Origin of the sequence: Streptococcus sp. K0074 (assembly GCF_048843365.1) — a bacterium.
Taxonomy (GTDB): domain Bacteria; phylum Bacillota; class Bacilli; order Lactobacillales; family Streptococcaceae; genus Streptococcus; species Streptococcus mitis_BM.
Genome location: NZ_CP184836.1, coordinates 1,359,501 through 1,373,924, shown reverse-complemented (window position 1 = coordinate 1,373,924; position 14,424 = coordinate 1,359,501). Strand labels below are relative to the sequence as shown.

Sequence of the window (14,424 nt, the reverse complement as noted above, 5' to 3'; positions counted from 1 at the left end):
AACTTTTATGGATATTTATATTAAGAAAGCCATTATTCACCAGTTCAGTCCGGATGATACCGAGCTGTTCCTAGCGGATAAGCTTCTCAATATTACTCCAAAAATCGAAGAATACCTGCGTAGAAAAATTGAACGTGTGTATTCAGATGAAGCCAAGACTGGGATTTTCGAGGAAGAAAATCCCTTCTTCAATCATATCACAGACGATTTGTTGGAGACATCAGTAACATTGGCTAATCTCTGGAAAGAAGAGTTCAGTATTTCTGAAAACCTCAAGACCAATGACTTGATTTTTGTGCAATTTTCTAAAGAAGGTGTAGAACATTTCGCTTTCTTGCGAATTGCTCTGCGGGAGACCTTGACTCACCTCGGTGGAGAAGTTGATAATCCAATCAAGCTGACTCAGAATAACCTGCCTGGATTTGGAACGGGTGCCGACGAAGCCTTGGTGGTCAATCTTCAGAGCCGCAAGTACCATCTGATTGAAAAACGAATCAAGTACAATGGAACTTTCTTGAACTATTTTTCAGATAATCTTCTTGCTGTCGCTCCTAAGATTTCTCCTAAGAAATCTATCAAGGAACTGGAAAAAACGGCCCAGAGAATTGCTGAGACTTTTAACACAGATGATTTTCAATTTCAATCCAAGGTCAAATCAGCGATTTTCAATAATCTAGAAGAAAGTAATGAATTGTCACCTGAAAAATTGGCTAACGACCTTTTTGACAACAATCTGACAGCTCGTTTGAGCTTTATTGACCAAGTCAAAGAAGCCGTACCAGAACCAGTTCAATTTGATGAAATTGATGCCAGTCGTCAGCTTAAAAAATTTGAAAACCAAAAACTTTCCTTGTCAAATGGAATTGAGCTCATTGTTCCCAATAACGTCTATCAAGACGCCGAGTCTGTTGAGTTTATCCAAAACGACAATGGAACTTACTCTATCTTAATCAAAAATATCGAGGATATTCAAAGCAAATAATGTTTAAACGAATTCGAAGAGTGCTTGTACTAGCAGTCTTCCTTTTTGCTGGATATAAAGCTTACCGCGTTCACCAAGATGTCAAGCAAGTCATGACCTATCAACCCATGGTGCGAGAAATCTTGAGTGAAAAAGACACCCCAGCAAACGAAGAGCTTGTGCTCGCTATGATTTATACCGAAACAAAAGGAAAAGAAGGCGATGTCATGCAGTCTAGTGAGTCTGCAAGTGGTTCAACCAACACCATCAATGATAATGCCTCTAGCATTCGGCAAGGCGTTCAAACTCTGACAGACAATCTCTATCTGGCCCAGAAGAAGGGTGTAGATGTTTGGACGGCTGTTCAAGCCTATAATTTTGGACCTGCCTATATCGATTTTATCGCCCAAAATGGCAAGGAAAACACCCTAGCACTGGCCAAACAATACTCTCGTGAGACGGTTGCTCCCTTGCTTGGCAATACCACTGGAAAGACTTATAGTTATATTCACCCCATTTCCATTTTTCACGGTGCTGAACTCTATGTAAATGGAGGAAACTATTATTATTCTAGACAGGTGCAACTCAACCTTTACATCATCAAATGTTTCACTCTCTTTTCGACATCTGGCTAGTCCAGGTGTTTTTGTTATAAGTTTTCTTTAAGATAGATATATTACTCTAGAAAGGTAAAGGAGGAAATTCCCTATGAGAAAGAAACTCTTTCTGACTAGTGCTGCGGTCTTGTGGGCAGTAACAGCTATGAATAGCGTCCATGCAGCAACAGATGTTCAAAAAGTTATCGATGAAACCTACGTCCAACCTGAATATGTCCTAGGTTCATCATTGTCTGAAGATCAAAAAAATCAAACCCTTAAAAAACTAGGCTACAATGCCTCAACAGACACCAAAGAACTCAAGACCATGACACCTGATGTCTATTCTAAAATCATGAATGTGGCAAATGACTCTAGCTTACAACTGTATTCATCAGCCAAGATTCAAAAGCTAGGTGACAAATCGCCACTTGAGGTCAAGATTGAAACACCAGAAAACATCACCAAGGTAACTCAGGATATGTACCGAAACGCAGCAGTAACCTTGGGGGTGGAACATGCCAAAATCACTGTTGCGGCGCCCATTCCAGTTACAGGTGAGAGTGCCTTAGCAGGGATTTACTATTCGCTAGAAGCTAATGGAGCCAAGGTGCCACAAGCCAACAAAGATTTGGCTCAAGAAGAGCTGAAGGCTTTATCAGATATTAATGCTGAAAACAAGGACAAGTCAGGCTATGATGCTAATAAATTAAACGTTGCCCTAGCCGATATCAAGTCAGGACTCGCCAAAGCTAAAGAAAGCAAGGGAAATCTGACAGAGGAAGATGTCCGCAAAATCGTTGAAGATACCTTAAAAAATTACAAACTTGATCAGGTTATAACAGGAAACCAGATCAATGTCATCATCAATTTTGCTTTAAATCTCTCAAAAAGTGATATTCTTAGCAATACAGACTTCACTAAAACTCTAAATGACCTTAAAAAAAGTATTGTTTCACAAGCTGGCGACAGTTTTAAAAATATTAACCTTAACTTTGATGCTGATAAGGCGCTAGAGGACGGCGGCAATTTCCTAAGCTCCCTCTGGCAAGCCATTGTCAACTTCTTCAAGAGTTTTGGTTCTTAATACTCTTCGAAAATCAAATTCAAACCACGTCAACGTCGCCTTGCCGTACTCAAGTACAGCCTGTGGCTAGTTTCCTAGTTTGCTCTTTGATTTTCATTGAGTATAAGCTATTACAAAAAGGTAGTCAGATTTTTTTAGAAAAATGTTTTATAAATATTCACAAATCTCCTATATTTATGGTAAAATAGAATCATCATTTTATTTTGGAGTCAAAGATGAATATATTTAGAACAAAGAATGTTAGTTTAGATAAAACGGAGATGCACAGGCATTTGAAGTTATGGGATTTGATTTTGCTGGGTATCGGAGCCATGGTAGGGACAGGTGTCTTTACAATTACAGGTACTGCAGCTGCAACGCTTGCTGGTCCAGCACTAGTGATTTCAATCGTCATTTCTGCCTTGTGTGTGGGATTATCAGCCCTCTTTTTTGCAGAATTTGCTTCGCGGGTACCCGCTACAGGTGGTGCCTACAGTTATCTCTATGCTATTTTAGGAGAATTCCCTGCCTGGTTGGCTGGTTGGTTAACCATGATGGAGTTCATGACAGCCATATCAGGCGTAGCTTCGGGTTGGGCAGCTTATTTTAAAGGCTTGCTTTCTCAATACGGGATATCCCTTCCTCAGGCTTTAAATGGCACCTTTAATCCTCAAGCAGGGACATTTGTTGATTTATTGCCTATTCTTGTCTTGGTCTTGGTGACCTCACTTGTTTTACTCAATGCTAAAGCAGCATTACGTTTTAATTCTATTCTAGTGATTTTGAAATTTTCCGCTTTAGCTCTCTTTATTTTGGTGGGAATTTGGCATATCAAGCTTGATAATTGGAGCAATTTTGCACCTTATGGTTTTGGACAAATCTATGGTGCTAGTACTGGTATTATGGCTGGTGCGTCCTTGATGTTCTTCGGTTTTTTGGGATTTGAATCCATCTCTATGGCCGTAGATGAGGTCAAGACTCCTCAAAAAAATATTCCTAGAGGGATTGTCTTATCGCTTTCTATCGTAACCATTCTTTATGCCCTGGTGACGCTTGTCTTGACTGGTGTGGTTCACTATAGCCATCTAAATGTCGACGATGCCGTTTCCTTTGCTCTTCGTAGCATTGGGATTAGTTGGGCAGCTAATTATGTGTCATTAGTGGCTATCTTGACCTTGATTACAGTTTGTATTTCGATGACCTATGCCCTATCGCGTATGATTTACAGTTTAGCACGTGACGGATTGATGCCTGCTGCCTTTAAGGAACTGACGAAGACTAGCAAGGTACCCAAAAATGCGACTATTTTGACAGGTCTAGCTTCAGCAGTAGCAGCAGGAATGTTCCCTCTTGCTAGTATCGCAGCCTTCTTAAATATTTGTACCTTGTCTTATCTGATCATGTTGGCTTATGGTTTGATTCGCTTACGGAGAGAAAAGGGGATGCCCAAAGCTGGAGAATTTAAAACACCACTGGTACCATTATTACCAATTTTATCAATCATCATTTGTTTGTCCTTCATGTTGCAGTATAATATGGAAACTTGGGTTGCTTTCTTAGTTGCTTTGTTGATAGGAAGTCTTATTTACTTTACTTATGGTTATAAGCATTCTACCATAGAAGAATAATACTCTTCGAAAATCTCTTCAAACCACGTCAGCTTCGCCTTGCCGTATGTATGGTTACTGACTTCGTCAGTTTCATCTACAACCTCAAAGCAGTGCTTTGAGCAGCCTGCGGCTAGCTTCCTAATTTGCTCTTTGATTTTCATTGAGTATATAAAGTGAGAATCTGTTGAGTTATTGAAACTCAGCAGATTTTTTTAGTGCATAGGGGTTGACATTGTAGACCAACTGGTCTATAATGTCAAAAAAGCTTAGGAGCAGTAGGATGAAAAAAGAGTTGAAAACCCAGCTAACTCGGGAGCGCATCATTGAAGCGGCCCTAATCGAGTTTTCTCAAAAGGGCTATAAGGCCTTCGGCATCAATGAACTCTGCAAAAATCACAAGATTTCAAAGGGGATTCTTTACCATAACTTTTCTGGCAAGACGGAGCTCTATCTGGCCTGCGTCCGTGAGAGCTTTCAGAAGGCTGTGTCCATCATCCGTGGGGAGTCAGGTGACATTCCCAGCCTAGCAGACTATATGGAACGTCGTCATCGTTTTTCCAAGGATTTTCCTCACCACAGCCATGTCTTCTTTGAGGTTTGGATGACAGCTCCAGCAGAAATTGCTGAGGAAGTGGCACAGGAAAAGGCTGTTTTTGAGGACTTGAATCGTCAGGTTTCAGAAAAATTACTGTCTGAGTCAACCCTCAAAGATTATATCAGCCAAGAAGCGGCCCTATACTATCTGACCTTTATCCAGCAACTCTTTCGGAGTTATTATCTGGGGCCAGCGGATCTCAAGGAACCAGCAGTTTGGCCAGCCAATATGAAAATGACCTCAAAAAGGTCCTTCATCTCATGATTTATGGCATTTTAAAGGATGAAAAGTGAAAAGGAGTGATTCATGATTAGAAGTCCAGTATGAGGCCTGTCCTCGAAATCAACACAAAAATAAATAAAAAAACAATAAATATTAGGAGAGTTATTATGTCTAAAAAATTATCATGGTTGTCTATCGTAGCGGGTGTTTTATCCATTCTTGCAGGTTTTTATCTGATGGCCAATCCAGCCCTCAGCCTTCTGTCCTTTGCCATCTTGTTTGCCCTCATTTTCATGGTCAACGGTATTTCTGATATCATCAAATACTTCTCAGCTGATGAGAAAAGCGGTTGGGACCTCTTCACCGGTGTGATGACGGTTCTCTTGGCTATCTGGCTCTTCTCAGGGACCTTCTTTGAAAAAGTGACCTTCATTCCCTTCATCTTTGCTTTCTGGGCCCTCTTTACAGGTGTTTCCAAGACGATTATGAGTTTTGAAGTCAAAAAAGTGGACAAGAAGTTGGGCAGCACCCTTCTTTGGACGGGTATTTTGGGGATTATCGCAGGGATCATCATGATGGGTCACCCACTCATGACAGGCGTGATTGTGACCTATACCGTGGCCTTTGTCTTTATCTACCAAGGGATTGCGGCTATCGTTCTCTATTTCAAATCTAAAAAAGCATAAGTTAGAAAGGGTTTCAATATGGAGAAGCTGAAAAATATCCTCTTTAACAAGGTCACCATCGGGGCCATCCTGCTCTTTGTACAACTGGCCTGGCTCTTGCTCTTTTTCTACCAATTAAGCAGCTATTCCACAGTGATTACAGCTATTTTGGGGCTTGTCAGTGTCCTGATGATGTTGGCTATTGTCAGCTCCAAGGATAATCCGGTCTACAAGATTGGCTGGCTCATCCTGATTGGCCTCATGCCCATGTTTGGAACCTTTCTTTACTTAATCTCTGCCAACAAGCAACCAGCTAAGAAGCTGAGAAAGGCCATTCAAGAGTCGGAAGCCCGCATTGAACAAGCCTTAGAGCAAACTAACTATTCTTCCCAAGATGTCCCAATTGCAGACGAGGTCAAAGGAATTTCGGACTACATTGCCAGTCAGGGCACTTATACCCGCCATGGCAATACGGATGTGTCCTATTTCAAACTGGGTGAGGACATGTATGCCTCCATGCTCAAAGATATGGAGCAGGCCCAGTCCTTTATCTTCTTTGAATACTTCATTGTCGGCCAAGGGCAGATGTGGGATGGGATGAAGGATATCCTGATCAACAAGGCACAGGAAGGCCTGGATGTCCGTGTCATGTATGATGATTTGGGTTCTCTGATGGTCTTGCCAAAGGGCTTCAAGGCCGAGCTGGAGAGCAATGGCGTCAAGGTGGTAACCTTTAACCCGATGGTCCCTTATCTAGCTCTGGGAATGAACAATCGCGACCATCGCAAGATCTTAGTCATTGATGGAAATGTGGCTTACAACGGGGGCATCAATATCGCGGATGAATACATCAATGTGGACAGCAAATTAGGCCACTGGAAGGATACCGGTCTGCGCTTGGAAGGGGATGGGGTTGCCAATCTGACCCTCATGTTCCTCTCGGTTTGGGATGCCTGCCGCAAGGAGCAGACCCATGTTGCGGCCTATCTGCCTAAGAAGTCCGTAAAGGCCAAGGGTTATGTCCAGCCATTCTCCGATTCGCCTTTGGATGAGGAGCTGATTTCAGAGAACCTCTATATGGATATCCTCTGGAATGCCAAGGACTATGTTTACATCTTTACCCCTTATCTGATTATCGACCATGAGATGACACTGGCTCTGACCATGGCGGCCAAAAGAGGGGTAGATGTCCGCATCGTAGTGCCGAAGATTCCAGATAAGAAGGCTGTCTACACCCTGACCGAATCCTATTTCCGTCCGCTTCTGGAAGCAGGCGTTCGCTTGTATCGCTACACGCCAGGTTTTATCCATGCCAAGAGCTATCTGGCAGATGATAAGGTTGGCGTCGTTGGGACCATCAACATGGACTACCGCAGCCTCTACCTGCACTTTGAATGCGGTACCTTCCTTTATGAGGTTGACGCGCTCAAGGACTTGAAAGAAGACTATCTCGAAACCTTTGCGGTCAGTGAAGAAGTGCAGTTGAAGGAGCTGGGAGAAGGACTGCTGAAACGGACAGGTCAGGCTGTTCTAAGAGTCTTGAGTCCGCTCTTTTAGGAGGAAATACCATGAAAGCGAATCTTAGAAAAAAGAAACCTTTGCAGGTTTTGTGGCATATTGTCAAGGTAACCCATTTTTCCAATTTTATCCTGTCCTTTGTCTGTTATCTCTTTCTGGCAGCCCTGATCTTGTTGTTTACTGAGCCTGCCATTGAGACTTTCGGAGATAGTATTTGGTATTCTTTCGTGACCTCGACCACTACGGGCTATGGGGATATTGTGGTGACAACAGCCATCGGCAGGATTGTCAGTGTTATCCTGTCTCTCTATGGCCTCCTCTTTTTCGGCTGTCTGTCAGGGATTGTGGTGACCTACTATATGGAGATGAACAAGCTCTTGCCCAAGGAGGAGGATCAAAAGTGATGAAGAAACAAAATCTTAGGATCCTGCTTTCGGGCTTCTGCTTGAGCAGTCTGATTGCCCTAGTTGCCTTTCTCTTTCTGATGGCTGAAAAATTTGGCAGCCATCTATTGTGGGAAAGCTGGGGGCATTCTGTGCCCTTTCCCAACCTTTATAAAGGTCTCTTGCTCTTGGTGGGTGGCTTCTTGGTCTTTGCCCTCAAACGAAAGTGGGGGAGTCTGCCTAGAACCAGCCATGAGCTGATGGAGGAGCTGAAAGAAGGTCAGACCGTCAATTACCGCCATACTTGGCGTAGCCTGGTCTTGGCCCTACTCATCCTTGTAATGGGAGCAGGAGTTGGGCCAGAGGCCCCTTTGTTGGGGGCAGTCATTGCCTACTCCATCTGGCAGGCGGATAAGCTCCGTTACCTAGAAGCTAATAGAGAGCAGCTGAAGCACCTGCCCCTCCAAGATAAGTTTGTCAGGCTTTTCCATCCCAGTCAATACCTGCTGACCTATCCAGCCAGCCAGAAGGGAACGGATAAGAAGAAGCGCTTGTTTTTCATTGTCAACGGCCTGATTATTTTTGTCCTGCTGATGCGGATGACCGAGCAACCTTCCTTTATCACCAAACTGGGTGACAGCCAGTGGCAGATGGCGGAATTGGTTTTGATTTTGCCCCTCATGCTCTATGGCTTCCTCTTTGGTAAAGTCTACTATTGGCTGATGAAAAAGATAAAAGCTGTCTTGAAGGCGTATTCCTTGCCTCTCTTTGCTAAAGTCATGCTTGGTGCAATTGCCATCTTTGGAATTGCGGTTTTTGCGCCCAGCCTGCTCTTTTCTGGCCAGCATGCCATGCACTCAGTTGTGGAGATGGGGCTGGAGCTACCAGTCCTAGTTTTGTTTGGTCTGTCCCTTCTCAAACTTCTCTTTTTGGAAATCTGCCTGGAAACAGGCTGGACAGGCGGAGATATTTTTCCCATCACCTTTGCCAGCATCCTGCAGGGCTTTGCAGTGGCCCAATTGCTGCCAGGCTACGACCCCCTCTTTGTCGTTCTGGTTGTCAGCCTTTCTATGGCGGTCACCTTGCTGCAGAAGGAGTGGCTGGCAGGTATCTTCATCTCCCTCTTTTTCCCAGTCAAACTTTGGCCCATTGCCCTCATTCTCATCTTCATGTTACGGTGGATGGGTATAAAAGTGAAAGCAGGAAGAGTTCATGGTGAAGCCTAATTTCAGTCGGCTGCTCCATGGCTCTTGGGCTTTGCTTATCTTTGTCCTACTCATGCTCCAGCCGGCCATCTACCAGGGAATCATCAAAGCCAGTCTGACTCCCTCCATGGCCTATCTGGACGCCCTTTTGGCAGGTGAATTCGGCACCTTTATCAGCCAAAAACTAATTTGGATGGGAGTTTTCTTGATTCTTGCCTTTCTGGGTCAGCTCATCCTCTACTTTTGGGGAAATATGCACTTGCTGGGCATTTTGAAGAGAGAAAGAGGACTTAGTCCTTCCTTGATGCGCCTGACCTGGGCCTATTACGGGCTAATCTGGCTGATGGCTGGGGCTATTTTGGCTGTCCTGCTTGTCCTGATCATCCAGGGATGGCAGATTTACCAGCTATCTGGCGAGCTTGGACAGTATGATTTTCAAGCGACTGTTGAACAGATTTTAGACAAGCTGCGGAGCCTTAGTTTACAAAGCCTTGGGGACATGGAAGCGACTTTGAAAGCCATTTGGACCATTTTAAAAGAAAATGCCCCCCTCTATAAAGTGCTACGAGAAGGGATTGCTACCCTAACTCAGATTGAACAAGTCATCGGAACCTCTTACTTCTTACTTTCTGGACTGTCAATCTATATGGTTTTGGAGAATCTATTCTTCTATACCTTACGAGTAAAGAAGTCTCAACTTCTGATGATTGGGCAACATCTGATAGAAAAGGGGAGCAGGAGTAGCCTCCTTTCAAAAAAAATTCTTTGAACCATTCAATTATTTACTCCCTAGCAAAACTTATGCTATACTAGGTGTATGAAAAACTCTAGTAACAAGAAAAAATCATTCTTTTTATTGATTGGTGTGATGATGATGGGGGCCGTGATGCGGGTCCCATTTACTGCGATTCCAGCTGTTTTGACGGATATTGCGGCTGGCCTGGGTGTTTCAGTCAGTGACTTGGGCATTTTGACTTCTCTGCCCCTCGTCATGTTTGCCCTTTGTTCTTCCCTGGCTCCTGGCTGGGCGGCTCGATTGGGTCTGGAAAAACTCTTGGGCCTGGCCCTCTTGGTCATGACAGCTGGCTCCCTGCTTCGGATTGTAGGTGTAGCAGGGCTCTTTCTTGGAACCATCCTAATCGGTATTTCAGTGGCCATTATCAATGTCCTCCTGCCCAGTCTGGTCTCCGTGCATTTCCCACTTAAGGTTGTGCTCTATACCACCGTCTATATCACCATGATGGGCTTAGCGGGAACGGTCGGTTCAATGGTGGCTGTACCGATTGTAGAAGCTAGTTCCTGGCAGACCTTTGTTATCCTATTGACCCTCTTTGTTGGCCTAGCGGCCCTCATCTGGTTGCCAAACTGGTCCTACAACCATCGCTTTGAGCAAGCCTCCAAAACGACCAAGCAAGGATCACTTTTGAAAAACAAGGCGGCCCTGATTTTTATATGTGAAAGAAATTTCAAATTTTTTCTAAAAATAGCTTGACAGATTAAATTTTTAGGAGTAGAATGTTTACCAGTTAATTAAATAGTTAAGGGGTTATCCATGAAAAAACAAAGTTTATTTTTAGTATTGTTAAGTGTCTTTCTTTTGTGTTTAGGTGCTTGTGGTCAAAAGGAAAGCCAGACAGGAAAAGGGATGAAAATTGTGACCAGTTTTTATCCTATCTACGCTATGGTAAAGGAAGTGTCAGGTGACTTGAATGATGTTCGGATGATTCAGTCAAGTAGTGGGATTCACTCCTTTGAACCTTCGGCAAATGACATCGCGGCCATCTATGATGCAGATGTCTTTGTTTACCATTCTCATACGCTAGAATCTTGGGCAGGAAGTTTAGATCCCAATCTAAAAAAATCTAAAGTGAAGGTTTTAGAGGCTTCAGAGGGAATGACTTTAGACCGCGTCCCAGGGCTAGAAGATGTGGAAGCAGGGGATGGAGTTGATGAAAAAACGCTCTATGACCCTCACACTTGGCTAGATCCTGAAAAAGCTGGCGAAGAAGCTCAGATTATCGCTGATAAACTTTCAGAGGTGGATAGTGAGCATAAAGAAACTTACCAGAAAAATGCGCAAGCCTTTATCAAAAAAGCTCAAGAACTAACTAAGAAATTCCAGCCTAAATTTGAAAAAGCGACTCAGAAAACATTTGTAACACAACATACAGCCTTTTCTTATCTAGCGAAGAGATTTGGACTTAATCAACTTGGTATTGCAGGTATCTCTCCTGAACAAGAACCAAGTCCACGACAACTTACAGAAATTCAGGAATTTGTTAAAACATATAAGGTTAAAACAATTTTTACAGAAAGTAATGCTTCTTCAAAAGTAGCTGAAACTCTTGTCAAATCAACAGGTGTGGGTCTTAAAACTCTGAATCCTTTAGAGGCAGACCCACAAAATGACAAGACTTATTTAGAAAACCTAGAAGAAAATATGAGTGTTCTAGCAGAAGAATTAAAGTGAGAAAAGAATGAAAATCAATAAAAAATATGTAGCGGGTTCAGTGGCAGTTCTTGCCCTAAGTGTTTGTTCCTATGAGCTTGGTCGGTATCAAGCTGGTCAAGTTAAGAAAGATTCTAATCGAGTTGCTTACATAGACGGTGATCAGGCTGGTCAAAAGGCAGAGAACTTGACACCAGATGAAGTCAGTAAGAGAGAGGGAATCAACGCTGAACAAATCGTCATCAAGATTACGGATCAAGGTTATGTGACCTCTCATGGAGACCATTATCATTACTATAATGGCAAGGTTCCTTATGATGCCATCATCAGTGAAGAACTGCTGATGAAAGATCCGAATTATCAGTTGAAGGATGCAGATATTGTTAATGAAATCAAGGGTGGCTATGTGATTAAGGTAGACGGGAAATACTATGTTTACCTTAAAGATGCGGCTCATGCAGACAATATTCGGACAAAAGAAGAGATTAAACGTCAGAAGCAGGAACACAGTCATAATCATGGAGGCGGTTCTAACGATCAGGCGGTAGTTGCTGCCAGAGCCCAAGGACGTTATACAACGGATGATGGTTATATCTTCAATGCATCTGATATCATTGAGGACACGGGTGATGCCTATATCGTTCCTCATGGCAATCACTTCCACTATATTCCGAAGAGTGATTTGTCTGCCAGTGAATTAGCTGCTGCCCAAGCCTTCTTATCTGGGAAAGGTGGCCAATTAAGTACGGTTGAATATCGTTCAAGCAGAGCTGAAACAAGATCTAGTGTGAGAATGAGTCAATCTGAGACACCTCAAAATCCTGCAACAGATTCTGAAAGTCAAAGTGAGGATTTAGCTAGTCTTCTTCAAGAATTGTACGCTTTGCCACTTAGCCAACGTCATGTGGAGTCTGATGGCTTGGTATTTGATCCAGCACAGATTACAAAACGTACTGCAAATGGTGTGGCAGTCCCTCACGGGGATCATTTCCATTTCATTCCTTACTCACAAATGTCTGCCTTGGAAGAAAAATTGGCTCGAAATCTTCCAATTGGAGGTCAGCCAGTTCAAAGTCATGATGACAATACGAAACCAAGCAGTACAAATAAACCAAGTTCAACACCAAGTTCAACCATTAAACCAAACTTTAATCTCAATACGCAGGCACCAAATCGAGGAACTGGAGGCGCTTATACAACGGATGATGGGTATGTATTTAGTCCGACAGATGTGATTGAAGATACAGGTGATGCTTTTGTTGTACCACATGGCAATCATTTCCACTATATTCCTAAGAGTGATTTGTCTGCAGGAGAATTAGCTGCAGCCCAAGCTTATTGGAATGGTAAACAGGGCTCACATTCTACTACAAGTTCAAGTAAACCAAGTAGTGATAATGCTAAACCAGCCCAACCAAGTTTGACAGAGACTCCAAACCTGACTGTCACTCCAACTTATCATCAAAATCAAGGGGAAGACATTTCAACACTTTTAAGTGAATTGTATGCCAAACCTTTATCAGAACGACATGTAGAATCTGATGGCTTAGTCTTTGATCCAGCACAAATCATCAAACGTACAGCTAACGGTGTAGCAGTGCCTCACGGAGACCATTATCACTTTATTCCTTATTCACAAATGTCCCCTTTGGAAGAAAAATTGGCTCGTATGATAGCTATCAAGGGACAAAATGGCAGTGTCTTGCCAAGTGTTACTCCTCTGAAGCCAGCCCCTACTACCAAACCTCTGGCACCAGTGGAAAATAAACTGACTGAACTTGATGTCAACCAGGTTGTTAGAAAAGTTGGCGAAGGATATATTATCGAGGATAAGGGCGTTAGTCGTTATGTTCTAGCTAAAGATTTGGCCAAGGATAAGATTGATGCTATTGAAAATCTTCTGTCTAAGAAAACTCAAGAGACACACACTCTAGTTGCGAAGAAAGAAAATGTCGCTCCTCGTGATCAAGAATTTTATGATAAAGCATATAATTTATTGGCCGAGGCTCATAAAGCCTTGTCTGAAAATAAGGGTCGTACTTCTGATTTCCAATCCTTAGACAAATTAGCAGAACGCTTGAATGATGAATCTTCTAATAAAGGAAAATTAGTAGATGATTTATTGGCATTCCTAGCACCAATTACCCATCCAGAACGTCTTGGTAAACCAAATTCTCAAATTGAATATACCGAAAACGAAGTCCGTATTGCACAATTAGCTGATAAGTATACAACCTCAGATGGCTACATTTTTGACGAACATGATATTATCAGTGATGAAGGAGATGCCTATGTAACGCCTCATATGGGTCATAGTCACTGGATTGGAAAAGATAGCCTTTCTGATAAGGAAAAAGCAGCTGCTCAATCTTATACTAAAGAAAAAGGTATCCTACCTCCATCTCCAGATGCAGACGCTCAAGCAAATCCAACTGGAGATAGTGCAGCGGCCATTTACAATCGTGTGAAAGGTGAGAAACGAATTCCACTCGTTCGACTTCCATACATGGTAGAGCATACAGTTGAGATAAAAAATGGTAATTTAATCATTCCTCATAAGGATCATTACCATAACATTAAATTTGCTTGGTTTGATGATCACTCATACAAGGCTCCAAACGGTTATACCTTGGAAGATTTATTTGCGACGATTAAGTATTATGTTGAACATCCTGACGAACGTCCACATTCTAATGATGGATGGGGCAATGCCAGCGAGCATGTCTTAGGTAAGAAAGACCACAGTGAAGATCCAAATAAGAACTTCAAAGCAGATGAAGAGCCAGTAGAGGAAACACCTGCTGAACCAGAAGTCCCTCAAGTAGAGACTGAAAAAGTAGAAGCCAAGCTCAAAGAAGCAGAAGCTTTACTTGCTAAAGTAACAGATGCTAGTTTGAAAGCCAATGCAACGGAAACTCTAGCTGGTTTACGAAATAATCTGAGTCTCCAAACCTTGGATAATAATGGTATCATGACAGAAGCAGAGAAACTACTTGCTTTGTTAAAAGGTAGTAATCTTACATCTGTAAGCAAAGAAAAATAAACTAATGAAAAATGAAAGTCTCGATAAAGAGGCTTTCATTTTTATTATGTGTATACGAAAAATTCTTGACAAGTAATACTAAAAAGAGTAAACTATTAACTAGTTAATTAA

Annotated in this window: 13 protein-coding genes; all 13 read left to right on the top strand. The window is 42.5% G+C overall.

Annotated features, from left to right (window positions below; genetic code table 11):
• Positions 1-7 precede the first annotated feature (7 nt).
• Positions 8-982: a nucleoid-associated protein gene (locus tag ACN076_RS06550; protein WP_031227911.1), complete on the top strand. Its 975-nt coding sequence runs from the start codon at positions 8-10 to the stop codon at positions 980-982.
• Entirely contained in the window at positions 982-1,596 is a 615-nt protein-coding gene (pmp23, locus tag ACN076_RS06545) for a cell wall hydrolase Pmp23 (protein WP_000476378.1), read from the top strand. Before ACN076_RS06550 ends, pmp23 begins: the two co-directional genes overlap by 1 nt.
• 73 nt (positions 1,597-1,669) lie before the next feature.
• The gene (locus ACN076_RS06540; RefSeq protein ID WP_420789640.1) at positions 1,670-2,644 is read left to right on the top strand and encodes a DUF1002 domain-containing protein; all 975 of its coding nucleotides are present in this window, start codon (positions 1,670-1,672) and stop codon (positions 2,642-2,644) included.
• A 215-nt stretch (positions 2,645-2,859) separates the two neighbouring features.
• The gene (locus tag ACN076_RS06535; protein WP_420789639.1) at positions 2,860-4,251 is read left to right on the top strand and encodes an APC family permease; all 1,392 of its coding nucleotides are present in this window, start codon (positions 2,860-2,862) and stop codon (positions 4,249-4,251) included.
• A gap of 262 nt (positions 4,252-4,513) precedes the next feature.
• On the top strand, positions 4,514-5,092 hold the full coding sequence (locus ACN076_RS06530) for a TetR/AcrR family transcriptional regulator (protein ID WP_230315858.1): 579 nt from the start codon (positions 4,514-4,516) through the stop codon (positions 5,090-5,092).
• 125 nt (positions 5,093-5,217) lie between these two features.
• Positions 5,218-5,736 carry an HdeD family acid-resistance protein gene (locus ACN076_RS06525; protein ID WP_031365518.1) on the top strand — a complete coding sequence of 173 codons (519 nt, stop codon included), beginning with the start codon at positions 5,218-5,220 and terminating at the stop codon, positions 5,734-5,736.
• A gap of 132 nt (positions 5,737-5,868) precedes the next feature.
• On the top strand, positions 5,869-7,272 hold the full coding sequence (cls, locus tag ACN076_RS06520; RefSeq protein ID WP_277845304.1) for a cardiolipin synthase: 1,404 nt from the start codon (positions 5,869-5,871) through the stop codon (positions 7,270-7,272).
• Between the two features lie 11 nt (positions 7,273-7,283).
• Positions 7,284-7,637, top strand: a complete 354-nt coding sequence (locus ACN076_RS06515; RefSeq protein ID WP_031365520.1) for a potassium channel family protein — start codon at positions 7,284-7,286, stop codon at positions 7,635-7,637.
• Positions 7,637-8,842 (top strand): chloride channel protein, encoded by a 1,206-nt coding sequence (locus ACN076_RS06510; RefSeq protein WP_420789638.1) that lies wholly within the window; start codon positions 7,637-7,639, stop codon positions 8,840-8,842. Before ACN076_RS06515 ends, ACN076_RS06510 begins: the two co-directional genes overlap by 1 nt.
• Positions 8,829-9,590: a hypothetical protein gene (locus ACN076_RS06505; RefSeq protein WP_143188770.1), complete on the top strand. Its 762-nt coding sequence runs from the start codon at positions 8,829-8,831 to the stop codon at positions 9,588-9,590. The genes ACN076_RS06510 and ACN076_RS06505 overlap by 14 nt, the downstream gene beginning before the upstream one ends.
• Positions 9,591-9,638: 48 nt before the next feature.
• On the top strand, positions 9,639-10,313 hold the full coding sequence (locus ACN076_RS06500; RefSeq protein WP_420789637.1) for an MFS transporter: 675 nt from the start codon (positions 9,639-9,641) through the stop codon (positions 10,311-10,313).
• Between the two features lie 60 nt (positions 10,314-10,373).
• A complete protein-coding gene (adcAII, locus tag ACN076_RS06495) occupies positions 10,374-11,291 on the top strand; it encodes a zinc-binding lipoprotein AdcAII (RefSeq protein ID WP_000744916.1) in 918 nt (305 codons plus the stop codon).
• A 7-nt stretch (positions 11,292-11,298) separates the two neighbouring features.
• A complete protein-coding gene (locus ACN076_RS06490) occupies positions 11,299-14,313 on the top strand; it encodes a pneumococcal-type histidine triad protein (RefSeq protein ID WP_420789636.1) in 3,015 nt (1,004 codons plus the stop codon).
• The last annotated feature ends 111 nt before the right edge of the window (positions 14,314-14,424 follow it).